This is a genomic window from Paenibacillus sp. UMB4589-SE434, assembly GCF_030226685.1.
Lineage (GTDB): Bacteria > Bacillota > Bacilli > Paenibacillales > Paenibacillaceae > Paenibacillus_B.
The window spans coordinates 100,303-116,495 of the sequence record NZ_JASOYK010000004.1 but is presented as its reverse complement, the minus strand read 5'-3'; the positions used below and the strand labels follow the sequence as shown (position 1 = coordinate 116,495).

16 protein-coding genes and 1 riboswitch are annotated in these 16,193 nt (G+C 48.0%); of the genes, 1 reads left to right on the top strand and 15 read right to left on the bottom strand.

The window, feature by feature from the left end:
- The 15 genes from QP775_RS15800 to QP775_RS15730 form a co-directional block, all read right to left on the bottom strand.
- On the bottom strand, positions 1 to 771 hold the full coding sequence (locus tag QP775_RS15800) for an ethanolamine utilization protein (protein WP_285107448.1): 771 nt from the start codon (positions 769 to 771) through the stop codon (positions 1 to 3).
- 18 nt (positions 772 to 789) lie between these two features.
- On the bottom strand, positions 790 to 1,425 hold the full coding sequence (gene eutD, locus QP775_RS15795; RefSeq protein WP_285107446.1) for an ethanolamine utilization phosphate acetyltransferase EutD: 636 nt from the start codon (positions 1,423 to 1,425) through the stop codon (positions 790 to 792).
- A gap of 10 nt (positions 1,426 to 1,435) precedes the next feature.
- Positions 1,436 to 2,242: a cobalamin adenosyltransferase gene (locus QP775_RS15790; RefSeq protein ID WP_285107444.1), complete on the bottom strand. Its 807-nt coding sequence runs from the start codon at positions 2,240 to 2,242 to the stop codon at positions 1,436 to 1,438.
- A 128-nt stretch (positions 2,243 to 2,370) separates the two neighbouring features.
- Positions 2,371 to 2,661, bottom strand: coding sequence for a BMC domain-containing protein (locus QP775_RS15785; protein WP_021252529.1), 291 nt, complete (start codon positions 2,659 to 2,661; stop codon positions 2,371 to 2,373).
- Between the two features lie 103 nt (positions 2,662 to 2,764).
- Positions 2,765 to 4,234 carry an acetaldehyde dehydrogenase (acetylating) gene (locus QP775_RS15780; RefSeq protein ID WP_285107438.1) on the bottom strand — a complete coding sequence of 490 codons (1,470 nt, stop codon included), beginning with the start codon at positions 4,232 to 4,234 and terminating at the stop codon, positions 2,765 to 2,767.
- Between the two features lie 25 nt (positions 4,235 to 4,259).
- Positions 4,260 to 5,189, bottom strand: coding sequence for a BMC domain-containing protein (locus tag QP775_RS25875; protein WP_285107436.1), 930 nt, complete (start codon positions 5,187 to 5,189; stop codon positions 4,260 to 4,262).
- Positions 5,190 to 5,200: 11 nt separating this feature from the next.
- Positions 5,201 to 5,854 (bottom strand): ethanolamine utilization microcompartment protein EutL, encoded by a 654-nt coding sequence (gene eutL, locus QP775_RS15770; RefSeq protein ID WP_239326311.1) that lies wholly within the window; start codon positions 5,852 to 5,854, stop codon positions 5,201 to 5,203.
- Between the two features lie 21 nt (positions 5,855 to 5,875).
- The gene (gene eutC / locus QP775_RS15765) at positions 5,876 to 6,877 is read right to left on the bottom strand and encodes an ethanolamine ammonia-lyase subunit EutC (RefSeq protein WP_285107433.1); all 1,002 of its coding nucleotides are present in this window, start codon (positions 6,875 to 6,877) and stop codon (positions 5,876 to 5,878) included.
- Positions 6,878 to 6,895: 18 nt separating this feature from the next.
- On the bottom strand, positions 6,896 to 8,260 hold the full coding sequence (locus QP775_RS15760; protein ID WP_285107431.1) for an ethanolamine ammonia-lyase subunit EutB: 1,365 nt from the start codon (positions 8,258 to 8,260) through the stop codon (positions 6,896 to 6,898).
- Positions 8,261 to 8,290: 30 nt separating this feature from the next.
- Complete coding sequence (gene eutA, locus QP775_RS15755; RefSeq protein ID WP_285107946.1) at positions 8,291 to 9,721, bottom strand: ethanolamine ammonia-lyase reactivating factor EutA; 1,431 nt, start codon at positions 9,719 to 9,721, stop codon at positions 8,291 to 8,293.
- Positions 9,722 to 9,855: 134 nt separating this feature from the next.
- Positions 9,856 to 11,280 (bottom strand): sensor histidine kinase, encoded by a 1,425-nt coding sequence (locus QP775_RS15750; protein WP_239326305.1) that lies wholly within the window; start codon positions 11,278 to 11,280, stop codon positions 9,856 to 9,858.
- Complete coding sequence (locus QP775_RS15745; protein ID WP_239326303.1) at positions 11,273 to 11,845, bottom strand: ANTAR domain-containing response regulator; 573 nt, start codon at positions 11,843 to 11,845, stop codon at positions 11,273 to 11,275. The genes QP775_RS15750 and QP775_RS15745 overlap by 8 nt, the downstream gene beginning before the upstream one ends.
- Before the next feature lie 64 nt (positions 11,846 to 11,909).
- A complete protein-coding gene (locus QP775_RS15740) occupies positions 11,910 to 12,341 on the bottom strand; it encodes a EutP/PduV family microcompartment system protein (protein WP_239326301.1) in 432 nt (143 codons plus the stop codon).
- A 14-nt stretch (positions 12,342 to 12,355) separates the two neighbouring features.
- Positions 12,356 to 12,709 carry a BMC domain-containing protein gene (locus tag QP775_RS15735; RefSeq protein ID WP_285107944.1) on the bottom strand — a complete coding sequence of 118 codons (354 nt, stop codon included), beginning with the start codon at positions 12,707 to 12,709 and terminating at the stop codon, positions 12,356 to 12,358.
- A 193-nt stretch (positions 12,710 to 12,902) separates the two neighbouring features.
- A complete protein-coding gene (locus tag QP775_RS15730; RefSeq protein ID WP_285107428.1) occupies positions 12,903 to 14,045 on the bottom strand; it encodes a 1-propanol dehydrogenase PduQ in 1,143 nt (380 codons plus the stop codon).
- Between the two features lie 386 nt (positions 14,046 to 14,431).
- Positions 14,432 to 14,583, bottom strand: a riboswitch (adenosylcobalamin (AdoCbl) riboswitch).
- A 357-nt stretch (positions 14,584 to 14,940) separates the two neighbouring features.
- On the opposite strand from QP775_RS15730, the gene ytvI reads away from it, so the two are divergent.
- A complete protein-coding gene (gene ytvI, locus QP775_RS15725; RefSeq protein ID WP_285107426.1) occupies positions 14,941 to 16,056 on the top strand; it encodes a sporulation integral membrane protein YtvI in 1,116 nt (371 codons plus the stop codon).
- The last annotated feature ends 137 nt before the right edge of the window (positions 16,057 to 16,193 follow it).

Here is a 16,193-nt window from a genome sequence, read left to right as displayed (position 1 = left end):
TTATCTTCTGTGTACCTGCATCTGCTGCATGCGTAAATAATCCTGTGCTAGCGGTGTAATGATACTGTTCTGACCGATAACAATTTCATTCCGATTTTGAAGACGGCATTTTTTCACTTCCGCTTCCGTAATCACTTTACAAGATATTACTTCCGGAAGAAGACGCTGTTCAGCTTGCATCCTAGCAGCTTCAGTTGGGCTTGCTCCAGCTTGCAGGGGATGTACTGCTTGTTTGGCAGCTTGCATTCCTTCGACTTTTTGAACATCCTGCACTTCTATTACCTGTCCATGTGCAAGAACAATCTGTTCCAAGTCTGCCTCACGAACGAAGCGAACACCATAGCTGGAGAGCTTGTCCACCCATCCGTCGTACAGCTTATATAAGAGAACCGGTGCAGTTGACTTGTATTTGCGGTACATCAGTCCTTCTTCCAAAGCCACTACTTGTTTGCCCTTTAGCAGCATCGTCAGCACGAAGCGTTCACGCGAACCTGCGCTAATGCCTTGAGCAAGATTGGATAGTAGTTGGAGACACAACTGCGGGATGACAAGCAGATCACAGTCTCTCATCGACTCCTCGTAGTAACACAGTTCGTCCATTGCATTCAAGTTCAAGCCAAGTTCCAGCGCAGGCATCGTCTCTTCGGACATAACGACGATGCGTCGCTTCTGCACTGAAGGTTCATCCGCTGGCACATGTGCCAATCGCTTTAGAACCTCCGCCGTCACCGCCTGGATAAGTGCCGCACGTTCTTGAGCTTCTATGTTCATCTTTTCACACTCCTAAACCTAGATGCTCTTCTTGACGATCTTGCCCTTCGTACCTTTCACAAAACCACAAGCATTCGCTTCGTCATAATCAATATGCATGTACGTCTCATAATTGGCGCTTACGCGTACCAGCACATCATCAAAAATGAGCGGCCGTTTGCCATACACTTTGACTTGGACAATCTCACCATTAGTCACATTATATTTCTCAGCATCTGCTGCCTTCACATGAATATGACGCTGAGCAGCAATTAAGCCTCGCTTCAGTCTAATCATGCTGCTGCCCGATGCTATTATGATTCCTGGCGTCCCTTCAAGCTTGCCGCTTTCACTTACTGGCACTTGCACGCCCAGCACAACGGCGTCTGTCTGTGAGACTTCTACCTGCGATTCCTTACGTTCGGGTCCAAGCACGACAACGTTATGCAGCGTACCTTTCGGACCGATCAGCGTCACACGCTCCTTGCAAGCATACTGCCCTGGCTGCGACAGATCGCGTGCCTTAGTTAGTTGATAACCTTCTCCAAACAAAGCATCAATCGTCGCTCTGTCCAAATGAACATGCTTGCCTGAGGCTTCGATCTCAATGCAGCTTTCTTCCTGTACACGTTTGACTACTTCATTAATGATACTTGCTACCAGTTCATTATCCATCATTCTCACCTCATGAATTGTACTGTCCTACGCGAATACGAAACATAATAATCCAGAACAACGAAGACAGCCGATTCAACGTGCGGATAATATCCTCTCGCTCCGCGCTTCCGTGTTCCTGCTTAAAGGCCTGATAAGCCAGTAGCTCCGTCTCCCGCGTCATGGTGCGCAACGCATTTATGACAACAACCGCTTCGCCCATATCATAGCTGGGTTGAAAATGTTCCAATCCAAAATACTTCTTGGGAAAATGGGACTGCTCGCGCAGCTCCTTAGGGGTCATCCCAAGCAAGTGAAACTCTTCTATACTTTCGCTTAACACTTCACAACGTACGATTTTCCTTACAAATTGCAATATTTCTTCCAAGTCTTCAACCAATTTGGTCATATTTAACTTATGACAGCTGATTTGTGCCTCTAATAGTTTTGTTTCCAATGAATCGAGCTTGCCGCGGAATAAGATCCGAGGATGGTCTTTAAATACAAGCATGTTGCCGTATAAATGAGTCATGTGCTCTGGCTTTGTTTCCAAAAACCCGCCATACAACGTACGAAAACGCTTTTTTCCTTCTGTTGCCGGCTCAACGTCTAAATTTTTGGTGATTTGAAGCTTTACTTCTTTTGCTGGTTCCGTGACAGCAACTTCAGTTGTGTTCTCGGGAACCCGCACATAACGAAGCTCAATCTGATGATCGGTTAAAAAGCTCTTTGCCGAAGGGGTCAGAATGGTTCCTGCCGCTGCCTCGTATACCGCAATCTCTTTCATATTTTGATTTCGAAAGTGCTTGCGCAGCTCGCTTTCCGTAATCACAGCCATGTTCTCACATCCTTTTACTCGCGGTCTTCTGAGCCGCTGGCGTTAGGGCCGCGACAGGTAGGGGAAGGATGCAGACTGCTCCACACCCTTCCACACTCCTGATCTATTTGGCTTGTCCGGAATTCGTCTTATTCAACGATTTTAGTCTTTGGCAAAATAGCGTCTACTTCCGAATGTGGTCTTGGAATCACATGTACGGACAGCAATTCGCCGACACGCTCTGCCGCTGCTGCTCCTGCATCTGTAGCTGCTTTAACCGCGCCTACATCCCCGCGAACCATTACCGTTACAAGACCTGCACCGATTTGTTCTTTGCCAATCAAAGTTACGTTTGCTGCTTTTACCATTGCATCTGCTGCTTCAATTGCACCAACCAGACCTTTTGTTTCAACCATTCCCAATGCGTTTGCGTTTGCCATTTTAAAATTCCTCCTAGGTATATGTTAAATTTAGTGAATAACCGTAAAGTATGAAGCCCGTTTGAATTGTGCTGCTATCGCGAGCAATTTCCAATCATTCAACTTACATCTCCGCTAAAATACGTGTCACAATCATGCTGATCAACTGTTCTTTATCGTTGATGTTCAAGTTTGCCAGTTCAGGTTGCGCGGTCGGCTGTTTTTCTGTCAAATCTTCCAATTCTCTCAACCCGTATGCCATTCTGCGAATGTTAAGCAAATTCAGCGGGCTGATGTTGTCGGAAGTTGAGCTGCCGCCAACGGCACCGCAGCCCAGCGTTAGTGCCGGAGCAAGTGCTGTCGTTGCACCGATGCCGCCAAGTGCTCCAGCCGTGTTGACTAGCAATCGGGATACCGGCTTCTTCAAGGCGAACTGGCGCACGATATTTTCATTCTCTGAATGAATGATCATCGTATGACCAGCACCTTCGCCGTTCAAGATCTCGATGCAGCGTGCACACGCCGCTTCCCAGTTCTCTTCTGTATAGAAGGCCAGAATCGGTGCCAACTTCTCGCGTGAATACGGCACATTGTGCCCAACACGCGTTTCTTCAGCAATCAGCACACGCGTTCCAGCTGGAACTTGCAGGTTCGCCAGCTTGGCGATGTGATCTACGCTGCGACCGACGATTTGCGGATTCATCGTGCCGTTGGCCCGCATAATGAAGCGGCCGAGCTGTGCAGCTTCTTCGGCAGAAAGGAAATAAGCTCCCTGCTTCTTGAACTCTGCTACAACCGCTTCTTTGCTGCACGCCTCAACAACAACGGATTGCTCTGACGCGCAGATCGTGCCATTGTCAAACGTCTTCGAATCGAGAATACGTTTGACCGCAAGCGGAATATTGGCGCTTTGCTCGATGAATGCCGGGCCATTGCCTGGGCCGACACCGATCGCTGGTGTACCGGATGAATAAGCGGCCTTAACCATCGCCGTTCCGCCTGTAGCCAGTATTAAAGCCACATCATTATGCTTCATCAGCTGGTCGGTTCCTTGAATCGTCGGAACCGTCATAACCGCAATGGCACCTTCCGGACAACCTGCCTGCAGGGCCGCTTCATTTATAATTCTCACAGTTTCCAGAATGCTCTTAAGTGCATTCGGATGCGGGGAGAACACAATGCTGTTTCCAGCCTTGAGCGCGATCAGCGTTTTATAGATCACAGTAGAAGTCGGGTTGGTTGACGGGATCAAGCCAGCTACAACACCGACAGGCACTGCTACCTCCATGACCTTATGAGCTTGGTCATCCTTTAGAATACCAACTGTCTTCATATCCTTGATTGACTCATACACATGCTTGGAAGCAAATGCATTTTTGACAATCTTGTCCTGCCAGCGGCCAAAGCCCGTTTCCTCATTGGCCATTTTCGCCAGCTTCTCGCGATGCGTATAACCCGCATCTGCGATTGCTTTGACGATTGCGTCTATCTCTTCTTGTGTCATGACGGCCAGCTTAGCTTGCGCCTCTTTGGCTTGCTTGACCAGATTGCGGACTTCTTGAATGGATCTCAGGTCTTTATCCAATGTCTCCATCAATACTCCTTCTCTCTATCCATTTTTAAGAACTGACTTTGTTGTTACCTTTTGTTCGTTTAGCACTGTTCGTGCTGCTTGAACTTTTTGTGCTGTTCGAGTTTTTCGCACTGCTCATGTTAGCCGTGCTGGCGATACTGTTCGAGCTGGCGGTACTGCTTGTCATACTGTGACTGCTCGCGCTGGCGGTATTCTTTGTTATGCTCTGGCTGCTAGTACTGTTGGTAATACTTTGACTACTATCGCTATTGATACTGTTCGTTCCGCTGTTGCTATTGCTGATGCCTGTACTTTTATTGTTCATGCTGCTGCTCGCGGCTTTATTGCTCTTACCATTCTTTGTCTGCTTCACAGACTGTAGAGTAGCGGCCTGTACAGCAGCATTTACTGCTGGAGCCTGCTGAACGGACCTGCTATCAGTCAGCCTATCGGGCTGGTTGACTACACACGTGTCCGGCTTTACCACACCCGCCGCTTCACTCCCTGTTGCGGCTTCTATGCTGATCGAGGCAGAAGGTGCCTCCTCGCCTAGCGGTGCGGCTGCATGCGCCCCATCCGTTACTGCGGCTGCAATGGCACGTTCTGCTGCAACAGATGCTGCAGAACGCTCGGATTCAGCCTTTCCCCCGAGGATGACTCCCTCGGCGGCGTCCACCTCCGCTGAACCTTCATCAGCATCGGTTGGACTCACCATTTTAGCAGCGGTCTCTTCATGTAATCTTGCAATCACATGACGGGTGAGCAGCACATTTAATTGTGCCGCCGTCTCCGCTCCCGCTTCCACGGCAGCCTGCACAGCTCCCACATCACCGCTGAGCTTGACAGTTGCCAATCCGCCCTTAATGACCTCTACACCGATACAAGTAACACTTGCAGCCTTTAAGGCAGCGTCAGCAGCGGCAACGGCTCCCAGATAGCCTTTTACCTCTACCAGCCCTAGTGCGCTATTTCTCATCACCGGCTGCCTTAGTAACCTGTCGGATTGTCAGCGACGATTTGGACTGCATCCGCAAATGCATCACATGCAGCTTTGCAGGCGGACTGACTGCCCGTCAGCAGCGCACCGCCAAAGTTTGTTTCAGATGGCGGACCGAAAAAGGCTGCGATGGTCACATCTGCGGCTTTTAACGCCGCATCCAGCGCATACATTGCTTCTAGAGGCGGAGCGATCAAATAAGCGAGCGATTCCCCCTCTTGAATGTTGGCTGTCTGGGACAAATACGTTCCTGTACGGGAAACGCAGTGTGCGAAATACGTAATGCTGTTATCCTCATTGGCACTGACAAAGTGGGCACCGCTCTCAATAAAATTCACAACCGCATTTAAGCCGCTGCGCACTTCCTCGGGACTTGGCCCAGCCATAATGCCGATCACTTCACCCGCGAGCTTGGTCGAAGCATTAGCAGAACCGGCGTACATACTTTTAGCGTATACCACATCTACTGCAGCTGCTTTGGTTGCTTCATCAAGTGCCGCATAAGTGACATCATCAATGTCAGCGGTGATGATTCCCAAGCTCTTATGATGCGGCTTCAACTCCAGTCGGCTTGCCAGGTCCTGACTGACGTTCGATATCATTTTCATGCCCAATACTGTTGCACGAATCTGTTCGTTTCTCATATGGAGCCTCCTTGCCATTTTCTATAATTTCAAGTCAATACCCGATGCTTTGCGATCGATCATCGTCTTAATTAATTCAGCAATATGCGCTCCCGCTTCCACAGCAGGCGTTCCACCTGAGTGAATGTTTGAGATCACGGTACGTCTTGCCTCTGGCATCCCAACAGTTGGCTTATAGGCGATGTATGCACTCATTGATTCTGCCGTAACCAGTCCCGGACGCTCACCAACCAGCAAGCAAATCACATCCGCCTCGGTAACATCCCCGATCACATCCATGGAAGGAACACGACAATGCTTCACAAACAAAATGTTGCCAACATCAAAGCCGTACATTTTGAGACCTTGCGTAATAGCTGGCACGATGTCGCGCAAATTAGCCTCAATTGCTGCCGAGCTCAAACCGTCTCCAACCATCAGCTGTACTTTAGCTTGCTTGGTCGTATGCTTCTTGATCTGTTCAACCGTCTCAGGGGAGAATTGGCGACCTAAGTCTGGCCGTGTAATATATTCATCCTTGTCCCGGCACATCGTCTCCACCGCAACCATGTTCATTTCCTTCACGAACGCTTCAGACACGTAGGAGAAAACGGCATCCTGTGCAGCAGCATGGTCAGCACGGAATCTCAACGACGTAATCGTCTTGTAACGTGGGCCTGCACGCCACACGCCAAGTCGAGCTGGTGTTTTTTCTTTCATTTTCATGTAGCCTTCACGATCTGCAGGTTCGGGAACGAGCAGCAGCTTGCGAAGGTCTATTTCCGTAATATCATCCAAACATTCATCGTTGTCTTCAGACAGCGATTCGTGTCCTTGCGTCTGACCTACTTCATGGTGCGCTTTTCCTTGTTCTTGCGCTTCCACCGGCATGCTCGCCTGCATAAGTCCTGCCAATTCTGCTTCTGGCTTCAACGCTTGTGGAGCAGCTGTCGTAGCAGTCGCTGCTTGCTTCTCCCCTGGCGCGCCTCCTACCATTTCATTCAAAATCGATTCAATCATGGATTTCAGGTCTTTTTCGTTCATGTTAGCTACCTCCCTTCCTTATTTCAGAAATACAGACGCGTCGCCGGCTTTTTTAGTCAGCTTTCCATTCTCGATGAAGCCCATTTTCTCCATCCATTGTTCAAACTCACGGATCGGGCGCAAACCAAGGAGTTCACGCAGAGTAGCGGTCTCATGATACCCAGTCGTCTGATAATTGAGCATGACATCATCGCCATGCGGAATACCCATAAAGAAGTTGCAGCCTGCCGTAGACAACAGTACCGCCAAATTCTCAAGATCGTTCTGGTCAGCCTTCATGTGGTTTGTATAACAAGCGTCACAGCCCATCGAAATGCCTGTCAGCTTACCCATAAAGTGATCTTCCAGTCCCGCGCGAATAACCTGCTTTGCATCGTACAAATACTCAGGACCGATAAAGCCAACTACCGTGTTTACGAGAAACGGATTATATTTCTTTGCAAAACCATAGCAGCGAGCTTCCATCGTCACTTGGTCGATGCCATGGTGCGCTTCCGATGACAGCTCCGAACCTTGTCCCGTCTCGAAGTACATTACGTTAGGTCCCGCAACCTGTCCTTGACGAAGTACCAGATCCTGCGCTTCCTCAATGGTTGCCGCATCAAAGCCAAACGCCGCGTTGCCTTTTTGCGAGCCGGCAATGGATTGGAAGATCAGACCTGTCGGCGCGCCGCGCTTGACGGCTTCCATCTGTGTCGTTACATGGGCCAACACGCACGTTTGCGTCGGAATCTCCCACTTCTGACGGAATTCCTCAAAGCGCTTCAGCACACGAGTTACGCTTTCTACAGAGTCGTCCACCGGATTAAGCCCCAGCACCGCGTCCCCGATGCCAAAGGTCAGTCCTTCCATCAACGAAGCCATAATCCCATCAGGATCATCGGTTGGATGATTCGGCTGCAAGCGTGCAGACAACGTACCTGCACGACCAATCGTCGTATTTGCGCTGGCTGTAATCCGGATTTTCTTTGCCCCATACATCAAATCGAGATTGGACATGATCTTGCAAACCGCAGCTACCATCTCTGCTGTCAACCCACGAGATACACGCTTGATGTCCGACTCTGTTGTATTTTCATTCAGAATCCATTCCCGCAGCTCTTCTACCGTCCAGTTCTGAATTTCACTATATATACGTTCATTTACCTGATCCTGAATAATACGAGTAACCTCATCCAGTTCATAAGGAACCGCAGGATTGTTGCGCAAATCCGACATTTTTATCTGGGACAGCACCACCTTGGCGGCTACTCGTTCTTCTGAGGAAGTCGCCCCAAGACCAGCTAGCATATCCCCCGATTTTTCTTCATTGGCTTTCGCCATTACTTCCATCAGCGTGTTAAATTGATACACACGGCCAAACAATTTCGTTTTCAAAATCATAAAAGCTCCTCCTTCCAAATCCAGCTCAATTTAATGAAACACTAGCGTCTTAATTACAACGGGCAACACTTTGCCCCCCGCAATCGGCTTGCCAATGTCAATGTAGTCACCATTGTCCACCTGAACGCTATCGATACAAACGACATCTTTTTTATAGTCAAGCAAAGCATACAGCGACTGCCCCAATACCTTCGCCATATCGTGGTGAACGATCACGATGAGCGGATATTCCCGCTCCAACAGCTCCGCCATGCCCTTATACAGTCCACGGGCATACTTCTGCACCTCTTCGAAGCTCGGGCTGCTCTTCCCTTCGATCGCAATAGCAACCCGCTGCAGATCGTTGTTTAACTTGAACCAATTCAACTTATCGGCAATGGCCTGTGCCAGCACCTCATCGCTGCCAGATTCATCTGCCCCTGTCAGCTTCAGAATGGGAAGGCTTTTGATCGGAAAGCTCTCTTCCGTGTAGGTAATTGTGCTTCCGCTAATCTCCGTTGTATGCGATCCGGCTCCCACGACGGTTGCCCTGATCGTTTCGGCTGAACGCGCTACTGTCATCCGCTGTGTTAATGGAGAGGCGGCAATCGCCCTGCCAAGCAAAATCCCAATGTCTCCATACTGAAACACATCGCCAGAGGCTTCTTGGTAAATGTAATCGGCAACTCCACCAGAGAAGGAAATACATGGTATTGTCCGCTCTAGCTTCAATCCTTTGTTCGTCACAATCGTGTCATAGAAGTCACTTGGCTGACGAAGCCCTACGCTTTCTTCCAGCAGCTTGACCATTTCTTCGATAATTGGCTCCAACTCCAGCGGAGTAACAACCATGCCCAATGCTAGATTGATCCCCCGGCGTTCTGCCAACTGCTTAATCTTCGGCGCAATATACGTAATGGCATGCGTCCTCTGATCCACCTTAATCAAGCGGCCTCCAATATCCAGACACCCCGTATCCAGCAGCTCTCCATCCGTAAACAGCGCCAGATTGCTGGTGCCTCCGCCAATGTCGATGTTGACAATGGAGGTGTTATGATCTTTGGAGTAGGTGTGTGCGCCTGCTCCTTTAGCAGCAATAATGCTTTCCAGATCTGGACCTGCGGTAGCAACCACAAAATCTCCCGCAAAGCCGCTTAACGACAACAGCACTTCATTGGCGTTATCCTTACGTGCCGTCTCACCAGTAATGATGACAGCTCCTGTTTGAATCTCTTCCTTTTGAATACCAGCTTTTTGATACTGCTCTACCACAAACGTCTTGATTTGCTGCATATCGATCCGATTATCTGCCAGCACGGGTGTGAAGCAAATATCACTGCGATATACCACTTCTTTCTCCGCAATCACTAAGCGCGGCACCGAAAAAGCAGAAGCCAGATTCTGAATATGCAGCTTTGACAGCACGAGTTGCGTCGTGGACGTTCCCATATCGATGCCTACACTTAGCAGCTGCTCGTTCACTACTCTCATCCCCCATCGTTTGTTTACACCAAAATGAACACAAAAAGGCTTAAAGTTATAACCACCCCAAATGTGGGACATGGTTTACTCTAAGCCTCGTTGCTTACAGGACTACACCCTTGTAGCCTGATGATTTATTTTTTAAATGTAAACGTAACTGCCGTACCGCTGCTGTTGGACACAATCCCAAGCTTGCCTTTCAGCTTTTCCTTCACGTAACTGCGTACAATCGATAAACCTAAGCTTTTATGCGAACCCTCATCAGCGGCAAATCCAATGCCGTCATCAGCAACCTCCACTGTGACTAAGCCGCCTTCTAAATGCGCACTTACCTTTATCGTTCCATCTGAACAGTCATCAAACGCATGTTCATAGCTATTATGAAGCAATTCGCTCACAATAAGGGCAATTGCCACCGTACGATCACTGTCCAAGCAGATACTTTGTGCGGCCGATATTTGGATATCTACCGCTTGGCAGTCAACAAAACAGCGTTGAATGTTCGCAGCTATAAGTCGTATTACATCAAGCAGGTCCACCTGTGCATCGATTTCGGTGGATAACAGCTCATGAGTCGCCGCGATCGCAAGGACACGGCTGACGCTGTCATTTAAGCATTTTTTAGCTTCAGGACTCTCGCATTGACGCCCCTGTATTCGGAGCAGAGAAGCTACCGTCTGCAAATTATTTTTTACCCGATGATGAATTTCCCGAATGGCCACCGACTTGGATACAATTTCTGCTTCCTTGTCTTTGATCTCGGTCACATCATGCAGAATCACACCTACACAAAGATCTTGCTCTTCTATAAATAACCGTTTTACCTGATAGTAGCGGTCTGCGGCCTTTACATCTGTCGTCAACGGACAACTTGGAGCAACCGAATGCTGCCTCATTACCTCAGCAAACATGGTCTGATCGAGCGACAGATTGTCATAATGTAATCCTTGAATGTCCTCCAAATAACCAAGCTGCCGATAGTACACATCTGCTTTTATATTTTTCAGCTTCAAAAATCCATGCCTGTCGAATACGAGAACAGCATCCTCCAACTGATTGATGATCGAGTCCTTAAAGCGCAGCATCGCGGTCAGCATCGAGGACATCTCGCTATCTTCGTACGGTGTCCCCGTCACCTTGAAATGGGCTTGAATGTTGTCGCTAACATCCTTCTCGTAAATCACGACCGCAATGACACCCTCTTGGTTCTTAATCGGATATACGGTTTGTCTGACCAGATGATTCTCCTGCGTGTTGGCAACGAGCCCCTGAGACATAATGCCTGTCTCCAGCGTCCTTAGGACACCCGGTTCGTTTTCACGCAGTGCTTTTTCCCCCGTAACTGGATGCAAGTACAACGATTGCCCCTCTGTTGGACGGCGGTGATAGACTACGATAGCCTCGCTAGCCACACTAGACAACACATCGATAAATACATCGTCCTGCACCTCTGACATTTCAAAGGATTGCGCAATATTTACGATTCGTTCGATATCCGACTCTGTTAAGCCCGTATGACGATTACACAACTGTTCAATCTGTGCTTTGACATTAGTCATACGAAATGACGATTGTCGTTGCGATTTCGATCATAGGACAACGTCGGTCCATACTTAGTTTTCGCAGGGTCTGATAGGCTTCTTCTTCCGTACAGCCATTTTCCTTCATCAAGATTCCTTTAGCCTTTTCGACCGCTTTGCGCTCTTCCATTTTCTGCGTCAGCTTGGACAAATTCTGTTCAAGCTTGCGTATTTCCCTGCCTTTGGCAATCGTCACTTCAACCATAGGAATAAACGACTTCTCATCAAGCGGCTTCACCAGATAACCAAGCGCTCCGACAGCGGATGCCTTTTCGATTGTTTGTTTGTCGCTGAATGCGGTCAGCAGTACAATCCCGCCCGCCAGCTGTTCTGAAATGATTCGTTTACCCGCCTTTAGACCATCTAGAATGGGCATTTGCACATCCATGATCACCAAGTCGGGCAGATGCTTTTTACATAATTCGATAGCCTCAAAGCCATCGGAAGCTTCGCCTACAACATTGTAGCCCGCCTCTTCCAGCATCTCACGAATATCCATCCTTGTAATAGGTTCATCGTCGACTATTACAATTTTTCCATTCATGTGTCACGCACCTCGTTGTCTGCCGTATTTGCTTGTCTCTTGAACGCCCCTTAGGAGGATGTCATTACGCTTCCAAATAATGTTGAAGCGCCTCTACGCCTATGTCCTCTATCGTTGAGACTTCAAAAATCGCTTCTACACCCGCCGCCTGTAAATGTGCTCTCGCTTGTGCCACCTCATCACGGGATTGTGCCAGTTCTACTTTTGTCACAATTCCAATCACCGGCTTGGCAAAAACGGTAGCAAAAGCGGGCGGGAAATAACTTTCTTCCTTCGTGCAATCTTGCACAAGCCCAATCACGTCTGCATCGACACTAGAGACAAGCAGCATCTTGTACAAATAACGATTCTCGATGCACTCCCCCGGCGTATCGATCGCTTGCTCGAAGCTCTCGACAGCCTGTGTCTTCTTATAAGCAATTGCCTGACCGTGCAGCTTCTGGCACAGTGTTGTCTTACCTGAGCCTGTGCTTCCGGCAAAAATAATTTTCTTCATCGCAGCTTCTTCTCCTACGTTCTCGTAATCTTCGCAGCCGAGAAGCCAATAATATGTTGTAGTCCCAGCAGGACTTCACTTACTGCGGATTCGACGGATGATACATCCCCCGTGACAACCAGAGATCCGCTGAATCGGTCAACAAAGCCAATCTGAACGCCAGCCGCCTTCGTTGCAATATCAGCCGCAATAATAGAAGCCTCACTTGGCGTAATGGTCATAATGCCGATGGCATCTCTTGCCTCGCTTCCCAATCCGAGCTTCTTGTAAATGTCCGGATTCGGATTCGCGATAATATGAGCCAGCGTAACCTGTTTACCAGGCACATATTCTTGAATAACTCGTTGTTTCTCATTGTGTTGGTCCATACTCTCATCCCATCTCATGTCAGTGACACTTGAAATAGCTGTAAAAAAACATAAAGACCCCTTAAAAGTTCACACGGAAATTTTAAGAAGCCTCTTCGCTTTTATTTGTATGCAACACGCCGTTGTGTTACTTTTACTATATTTTAACCTGCAAGCGTTGTCAATATCATTACATCTGAAACTTCATTCCAATTTATGATTGATACATTTTGTTCAAAATTTCAACGACGTCAGCAGCAGTAGGTACACGTGGGTTAGTGGCCGTGCATCCGTCTTGCAATGCGCCTTCTGCAATGGCCCCGCGCATCTCTTCCAGCGCTGCTCGTTCCACGCCGCACTCTTGTAGTGTCTGCGGCATTTTTAATTGCTTCTGCAACTGCTTGATCGCTTGAATCAGACTGCGCACGCCGCTCTTGGCATGTGGTGCAGTCAATCCCAATATGCTGGCGATTTCCGCGTATCTAACCGCTGCAGCGTTGCTCTCTTCTTTACCGTAACCCGGCTTGTAGTCTGCATTATAGGCAATGACATGCGGCAGCAGCAGCGCATTCATGCGTCCGTGCGCAATCTTGAATTTCGCTCCGGCCACATGTGCAATTCCATGGTTAAGCCCGAGCGACGTAATATTAAACGCCATCCCTGCCAGGCAAGAGGCATTGTGCATTTTCTCGCGTGCCTCTAGATCGTTGCCATCCTGATAAGCACGTGGCAAATAAGCCAATACGAGTTTGATCGCCTTTTCCGCCAATGCATCGGAAATGTCGTTTGCTTTTGTAGACACATATGCTTCAATAGCATGTGTCAGTACATCCATGCCCGTATCAGCGGTGATGAAGTCGGGCACACTTTTGACCAGCTCTGGGTCCAATATTGCTTCTTGCGGCAGCATGTCATCGGAAACCAAAGGATATTTAATATTTTTCTCTTTGTCGCTGATGACGGAGAACGATGTCACCTCTGAGCCTGTCCCGCTAGTTGTCGGAATGGCTACAAATGGCATGTCATGCTGATCCAGCAATTTGTGGGCGAACAGCTTCATTGCCTTAGCTGCATCTATAGCAGATCCACCACCAATTGCAATCATCAGGTCCGCTTGAAACGCGCCGAGCGCTTCCACACCTTCTGTCACAATCTCAACGGGAGGATCTGGAACAATGTTGCTGAAAATGTATTGTTCGTTGCTGTCATGCAGTCGTTCGAACAGCAGGTTAATCATCCCCGACTTCACCATAAATGGATCTGTGACTACGAAGATCCGTCTATTTCTCCACTCTGACAGGCGATCCAGTGCACCTTGTCCCAGATAGATGTCCGTTTTCATTGAAATTTTGTCCATGTAAGGCACCTCCATGAAATTATTGGAAACAAAAAAAGAGACTTTCAAAGGGATACGTTCCCTTCAAAAGCCTCTTTGCTTGTATTATCATGTGCACGCCATTGTGCAGCAATCATTAAATTGTCTATCTCAACTGTACACTGTAACACCGATATTCGTCAACCGAATCTCAACTGCTACGCAATAGCATATAGGTGATCTTGTATAAAAAAGGGGCATGCACACCATTGTGCACCTTGTTCTTCTGCCTTGAAGAACCTCCCGCTTGACAAGCTATACTCCATTGTACAAGTTCGGCGGCGAGCACCTGGCCTTGCTAACATCAGTGTCAGCAGCCTGCTTACAACGTAAAAAAGCCTAGCGAGGCATCAATCGTCACTAGACTTGTAAACTAGTCACTTTCGCCTCGAAATGACTAGCCAGACAAAGTTACTAGGCAAACGACCTGACTTAAGACCGAATATTCGATCTATTACAGTGGCGGGACCGTGTTGGATTTGCACCAAACTTCCATTACCTATAACTTTTTCTATTGTACATGACGTGAATGGGCGTCCATTCGACATTATTATAGCACAATCTAACAGTTTGGCAATATGTAACGGCATAAATGAGGCTGCTAAAATGCTGAATACGAAACGAAGAGATTAACATGTAAGCATCAGTCATCCAAACTGATTGCACTTCTCTGTAAACCAAAAGATATCTTCTTCGCTAACAACAATGCCATGCGCGGCTCTGCATGCAGGGTCGGGATGTTACATAACCATAACAGTCTTCCGAAGCTCAAATTAGTACCAACTTTGCTTCTCCAGTTCTGTCACCCTGTGTGATTGTCATATGAATAACTAGACAACCTTCTTCATTCTATGCCCGATGGGAAAGGAGATTTGATGTGGATGCCGCTGTGTTGATGCGTATTTGGCGTGGGGGCTGGGTAACATTTTTAATTGTCGCTGCTTTAGCAGGCAGTTATTTTATCCTTCCGCTTATCTACCCGTTTCTATTCGCTTGGCTTATTGCACTGATGCTGAACCCACTCGTCAACGGCATGACGGATAAGCTGCGCATTCCGCGTTGGCTTAGTGTAACAATTGCATTGACGGTATTTATTACTGGTATGCTCACTGTAGCAGCGGCTGTCGTGACGCGTATCGTCAAAGAGATCATTACGCTGTCCCAGACGATTCAACAATATTTGGATGTATGGCGGTCTATTTTTATAAATCTGGTGGACAATGAAGAGGTACAATCCTTTATACGAACGATTAATTCCTTATATGTGGACAATCCAAACATCCAAGATACGATTAACAGCAACATCAAAAAAACGACGGAAACCGTTACAGATACAATTACCTATTTGGTCAGTAGTTTCCTAAACGGTATCGTCCTCTTCTTATCCAGCCTGCCTAATATCGCGACTATTTCTGTTGTGGTCATATTAGCAGCCTTCTTTATTAGCAAGGATTGGAAGAGGTGGATCGTAATCGCTGCTGATCTCATACCCGAACGTGTCCGCAAGCCGATTCGTACTATTTGGTCCGATTTAAAAAAAGCATTGTTTGGTTACTTGCGTGCGCAATTTATTCTTATCACGATTACCGCTGTTGTTGTCATTACCGGATTGTTGATCATCCAAGTTGAGTATGCGGTTACGATCGGTCTTTTGATCGGCTTCGTTGATCTGCTGCCGTACCTTGGCGTCGGTGCTGTCATGGTGCCTTGGATTGCATATTGCTTCTTGACGGGGAGTTCGTCAACAGGGATTGGTCTCTCTATCCTGTACGGCATCGTCCTAGTTGCACGACAGATTATGGAACCCAAGGTACTTGCTTCTAGCGTGGGCCTTGATCCCCTAGCCACTCTCATCGCTATGTTTATGGGGTTAAAATTATTTGGTGTGCTCGGGATCATTATCGGCCCCGTTTCTCTGGTATTCATTTCCGCCATTTACCGTGCGAATGTGTTCCGCGATTTAAGAAATTATGTGATGACTGGCAGGCGATAGTCATCGTACCTGTTGTATGTGTAAGTTTTTATGGTCTACAATGAGCTATTCTTAGCAATTGATCCTGCGTATGTGCAGCTGCTGCAAATGGCGCTACGAATTTCAGCGTTGCCTACATGAGCTGTTTTCTAAGGCGA